Source organism: Longimonas sp. (genome assembly GCF_046498435.1).
In the GTDB taxonomy this organism is placed as follows: domain Bacteria; phylum Bacteroidota; class Rhodothermia; order Rhodothermales; family Salinibacteraceae; genus Longimonas.
Genome location: NZ_JAWOAR010000337.1, coordinates 1 through 5,430, shown reverse-complemented (window position 1 = coordinate 5,430; position 5,430 = coordinate 1). Strand labels below are relative to the sequence as shown.

Genomic DNA, 5,430 nt, shown 5'->3' with positions numbered 1-5,430 from the left:
CCGCCCCTCCTCTTCTGTTTACAGCGATGTTAACATTATTGTGCAATGCATCACTTAAGAAACCAAAAACATCAAAAAGGGTAGTTTTTCCGCTACCGTTAGTCCCCATAAAAACAGACATTCCCGGAAGATCCTTTATAACAACATCTTTAAAAACCTTAAAATTCTTCAGCTTTAAACTTTCAATCTTCATTAATTTTTATTCTTAAAATATTATGAAAAACCCTTTAAAATTACAAAACTTTATGCAAATTCCTGGTTTCCCCTTTTTCAATGTCCTCTTCCAGGGTTTTATCGTTATAAATTATTTTACAGGGATTTCCAAGCTCCGATTCAATTTTAAGCCCGGAAAGGCCGGTGGGCGTCCAGTGGCGACGGAATGCGCCCACGAATCCCCCAAACGATGCCGTGCCGGCGAGGGCGACCGGCCAGAGCGTATTCCACGCAAGCGCGGCTGCGGTGGCAGCAAGGAGCAGCACAGCGTGCCCAGCGGCCCAGCGGGCCAGGCGGGCGTCCAATGCAGCGGAAGAAGCGGTCACAACATAACGCAAGCTGGTTAGCACGGTACGGAATACGCAATGTGATGCGAAGCCGGGCGTGATGCAAGCGGATAACGCAACGAGGTCGGCATACTTGATGTAGTCGGCCGTTCTTGCTACGTTAACACATGCTTAGCTCATCGCATATTAAACAGATCTCCGCAGAAACAATGGCCATGGTCCATCCGCCCCTCGACCCCAAAAAGATCACCCCACAGGCTGAGGGTATCGTCTATAAAGCACTACACGACCAGCTCGATGACGACTACGAGGTGATTTATTCGCAAGACATTTCGTATCAGAATCACTCGGGGAACCGGCGTTATGGAGAAATCGACTTCGCTGTTTGGCATCCGCACCATGGATTGCTTGTTATCGAGGTAAAGGGGGGACGCGCAATTGAAAGGCAGTCAGACGGTAGCTGGCGTTCACAGCGACACGACGATGGGACGTGGCATACCATTAAGGACCCATTTACGCAGGCGCATAAGGGGATGTATGCGCTGAAAGATGAGTTGGAAAATCGGGTAAGCGGAGCCCTTCGCATCCCACACGCGTTTGCTTGTGTGTTTCCAGGTGCCGAGTTGGACTCCGATATGCCAGTGGGGCATCCGCCGGAGTCATGCATTGATGCGCATGCTATGAAACATTTGGATGGCGCTGTGAAAGGCGCGTTGCGATCAGTTGCAGATCCGATCAATGAACTCGACTCCAAAGCACAGGAGGAACGGAAGGCCAATCTACAGACGGCCTGGAACGAACTGGCGCGTACGTTTCAGATGGTTCCGGCGAGTGATGTGGAAGGAGCATCAACACAGAAGGCAACCATCACGCGGGGACGCGAGATCTACTATCAGCTTACCGAAGAGCAAGCCAAGCTTTACAACGAAACGCTTCAGTCGAATCCGCGCGTGCTGGTGCGTGGGCCGGCAGGTACGGGGAAGACGCTGCTGGCAGAAAACCGGGCGAAGCAACTGGCCCGTGAGGGGAAGAAAACGCTGCTTCTGTGCTACAATCAGCTCCTGGCGCAGCACCTGTCTGAGCAGACGCAGGACATTGACAATCTTGACACGCGCTACTTCCATGAGATTATCGAAACGAACATCATTCACACGCCGCGCCGCCGAATGCCCCCCCATCCTGATACGGCGTTCTGGGTGGAGGAAAGTGCCGACTTACTGATGGATATCATTGAAAATCGAGGACTTCACTACGATGCCTTGGTCGTCGACGAGGCCCAAGACATCTACCCGAACTGGTGGGAAGCGCTGGAATTTCTGCTTCCCGAAGATCCTCATGTGTACGTATTTGCCGACATCCACCAAAACATTTACGGTCCCCAGCTAAGCGTAGAGGAAGTGTGGGAGGACATGCCGCTCGTTCGCATCACACGAAACTGCCGTTCTTCACGTCGTGTAGCCGAGTATGCGGCTGACTTACGTGGCGTAACATCTCTTCACCATCACCCCAACCTGGATGATGGAATAGCCGTCGAGGAGCGTACGTACACCAGTACCGATGAGCAGATCGACAAATTGGATACGCTCATCCGTTCACTGCGCGCTGACGGGATAGAGGCCAACCAGATGATTCTGCTGGCGATGCATAGCAAGAAGAACACCGCGTTGGCAGAGGTAGACCATTTGGGTGGATACAGACTCAAGCCGTTTGACGTGGCCGATCCGCCTACAAACCAGGAACTGGCGTATAGCACTGCGCAGCGCTTCAAGGGGCTGGATGCACCTGTTGGGATTGTTTATGGGCTGGACGCAGATTGCGACTACGCTACGCATCTCAACTTTATGTATGTAGCTTGCACGCGCGCGCAGGATCAGCTCTACCTGGTGCACCACAATGACTGGACGCCGCCCGAGGCCCCGCAGCCCGGCGGTGATGGGGCAGTGTGAGTCCGTATGGCCAAGAATTAGCCACGCACGTTGTGCAAGTACGTGATCAACTTATGCACTTTTGTGCTCGGATTGAGAGATCCTACTCCTTTGGCCTGTTTCCACCGGCGCCTGGAGCGTTCAAGGGCGGTGTCAAGATGGGGCTTGGTTTCGTCGTATAGGCCGCGCATCCCTTTTCCGTAATTGGAGATGTGTTGCTTTACGTCTTTGACGACTTGGCTGCACGGAGATGAGGGCGATGTATACCGACGTGCAGTGTACTCATAGTGAAGCAGAATCCAGTACTCGAAACAGGGGCGAGACACCGTCCAGTGAGCATCAATGCGTTACTTACGCGCTTGACGCAGCTGCTGCTTGGCCGCCCTGAAGTTACTTTCAGGATGCGTATCCCGATCAAACACACAGTAAAGACGATCGAAATCGCCATCTTCGCGGTATTTCTGGAGCCCGTACGTAACGACGCCCCTGGGATCGGGGTCAGAGTCGCCAGTGATGACGACGGCTGATGATATGCGCAAGTCGTGACACAGATCTTTGAAGTAGGATGGCTCTGTGCGTTCGCCCTCACAGACGATGAGCACGCGGTCATAGATTTCACGCTGGCCTTGGCGTCGCCCTCTTGCTCTGCGAGTTTGCCTCATTGGGAATGCGCTATTGCTCGACGTGCTTCTTCACGGATACGCGGCATCGGCATGCCTCCATACCGACCCTGAAGGTAGTTCTTTTGCAGGGCCTCAGTTCCTTTTCGGGGTTTGAAGTCCAAGAGTGGGATAAGCGTGGAGGCTCCGTCATTGAACTTCTCCGTCAGCCAGATTTGATCGCGGCGGAGCAAATCCTGATCAAGGAGTGTGACATCGTGCGTGTTGAACACCAGTTGCGCCCCATTAGGGTTGGTTTCTGGGCTGTTGAAAAGCGAAACAATCTCTCGTACCATGTTTGGGTGCAGGCTGGAGTCGAGTTCATCAACAAGAAGGATACGTCCCTTATCCAGTACATCCAAAATCGGCCCAACCAGTGCAAAAAACTGCTGTGTTCCCTGCGACTCCTCCTCCAGTTCGAGCAGACTTTCTTCGGTGTCTCCAGCGCTGTGCTGAAAATGGATCGTCTGCGACAATACGTGTTCGACATCGCCTTCTTGACCAGACGATGAGATGAAATTTCGTAGATCGGACGGAAGACGATCCAGATCAACAGGTTCCTCTTCAACGACCACATTCTCAATACCCAGATCGGCAGCACGCAGGAGGGATAGGATACGCTGCTTTTCGGTTTCATTGGAGCACGTCTCGGCTGTAAACCGATGGCCAACGCGGCGTCCGGGCAGGTAGGCAATCGTCTCGCGAAACCAGTCAAAAATCGGAGCAATTTGCTTGTTGTTTAACTGGGCGGCAGTAGAAAGGTAAAGCGCATTGGGACGCGTGGCTTCCCAGATCTGCTTTCGTTGCCCCTTCAGGTAATCGCCCGGGTTGAAGGTGCCATCAGGATGTCTTGCACTGTAGGAACGTGTAAACCATCGCCGTGCTTGCCCGTGCGGGTAGGCGTACAGCCATTCCGCTACAACCTCTTTGCGAGTGGCTTCAAAACCGTATTGGTATTCAACTCCGTCCACAATAAAGGAAGCCTCAAAGGCTGTTGGGGCTTCTCGACTATCACGCGTCAGGCGAAAAGGGGCTATTGGCTCAATCAAATCCCCACGTTGACTGGCAACTGCCGATTTGACAACAATCTGTTCCATAGCATGCAGTGCCAGCAGCAGATTGGTTTTCCCGGATGCATTGGGTCCATACACAGCCGCAGAACGAAGGACACGCCGACTATCATCTGTTGAAATAGAAGTCGTGTGCGTATCCTGGTGCTCCGTTCCAGAACTGGCAACCAACGAAAAGGTCTGCTCATCACGGAATGAACGGAAGTTGCGGAGTGAAAACTCAATCAGCATATCCTTATCCTGTAAATCTGCAATTTGCGCAATTTGGTTTCATTTTATTCTTTATCACAGTATACAGATTGCAAATACACCTGTCAAGAGCAATGCACCTCGGGCTGTTTCGAGAAATCACACCTCCCGCACAACACCGTCCGGTCCGGCGTTCAGCACGGTTGTTGAGCCGATGGTGCCGGTCTGCCCCCAGCTGTTGTGGATGTGCCCGCAGACCACCAGGCGCGGCGCGGTGCGCTGAATGGCATCGCGAATGGATGTGCTGCCAAGCGAGCGTCCGCCCGAGTCGCGGTCGACGGTTCCGTTGGGGGGAGAGTGCGCGATGAGCACGGCATCGTCGGGACAGTCGGCAAGCAGGGTGGCGGCCTGCCCTTCGGTGACGTCCCAGCTCCATGCGCCAAAGGGCGTAACCGGAATGCCGCCGCCAATGCCATAGAACGACACCCCGCCGACCGTGGCTCCGCTGCCATGCAGTACGTGGGAAGCTTCCCAGTCGGTACACGCAGCCTCCAGCTCCTCGGCACTTTCGGCATTGCCGGGCACAAGCACGGTGGGCGTGTCGATGTCCGACAGGATGCCAATGGTGCGATCCAGGCCGCGCCGCATATCGCAGAAGTCGCCAGCGCCCACGACGACATCAACATCGGGGGCGCGCTGCACGAGGGCGCGAGCGGCGCGGTGGTTGGAGTGGACGTCGCTGAAGCAGAGTAGGCGGGCCATAGCACGGCATGGGCTTACGAGGGGAGACTGTTGGAGGACGATGTAAACCGCTGAAGCTGCGTTTAGGTTTGGGGTGGCGACGGACGTTGTGTTCTTCCACATTTTCCTTCGGATGCGGGTGGGCTGGCAGACCGTGCATGAACGCGCTGGCACGCCCACGCAGCGCATCACCGTGGTGCATTAAGCGCTATGCACTGCGATGAACAGGGGAGCGGAGATGGGCCTTCGCCCACAGCAACCAATTATCGAATCGACACCTGCCTGCTGAAGCTGCGTCCACGTGTTGGGGGAGGCGGAGCATCTTGCTTCCCCCTGAAATACGATG

At 54.4% G+C, this 5,430-nt stretch carries 5 protein-coding genes and 1 pseudogene; 1 reads left to right on the top strand and 5 read right to left on the bottom strand.

What is annotated here, in order from left to right; genetic code table 11:
* Together R6U20_RS13060 and R6U20_RS13055 are read right to left on the bottom strand one after the other, a co-directional pair.
* On the bottom strand, positions 1–193 hold a 193-nt coding region (locus tag R6U20_RS13060; protein ID WP_410338282.1), incomplete at its 3' end, for an AAA family ATPase.
* 40 nt (positions 194–233) lie between these two features.
* Positions 234–539, bottom strand: a complete 306-nt coding sequence (locus R6U20_RS13055; RefSeq protein ID WP_410338281.1) for a hypothetical protein — start codon at positions 537–539, stop codon at positions 234–236.
* A 176-nt stretch (positions 540–715) separates the two neighbouring features.
* Between R6U20_RS13055 and R6U20_RS13050 the strand changes: the two genes are divergently transcribed.
* Complete coding sequence (locus R6U20_RS13050) at positions 716–2,446, top strand: AAA family ATPase (RefSeq protein WP_410338280.1); 1,731 nt, start codon at positions 716–718, stop codon at positions 2,444–2,446.
* A 17-nt stretch (positions 2,447–2,463) separates the two neighbouring features.
* On the opposite strand, the pseudogene R6U20_RS13045 reads toward R6U20_RS13050, so the two are convergent.
* The 3 genes and pseudogenes from R6U20_RS13045 to R6U20_RS13035 form a co-directional block, all read right to left on the bottom strand.
* A pseudogene (locus R6U20_RS13045) lies at positions 2,464–3,087 on the bottom strand (RloB family protein).
* The gene (locus R6U20_RS13040; RefSeq protein WP_410338279.1) at positions 3,084–4,385 is read right to left on the bottom strand and encodes an AAA family ATPase; all 1,302 of its coding nucleotides are present in this window, start codon (positions 4,383–4,385) and stop codon (positions 3,084–3,086) included. The pseudogene R6U20_RS13045 and the gene R6U20_RS13040 overlap by 4 nt, the downstream one beginning before the upstream one ends.
* A gap of 117 nt (positions 4,386–4,502) precedes the next feature.
* The gene (locus R6U20_RS13035; RefSeq protein WP_410338278.1) at positions 4,503–5,105 is read right to left on the bottom strand and encodes a metallophosphoesterase; all 603 of its coding nucleotides are present in this window, start codon (positions 5,103–5,105) and stop codon (positions 4,503–4,505) included.
* Positions 5,106–5,430 lie beyond the last annotated feature (325 nt).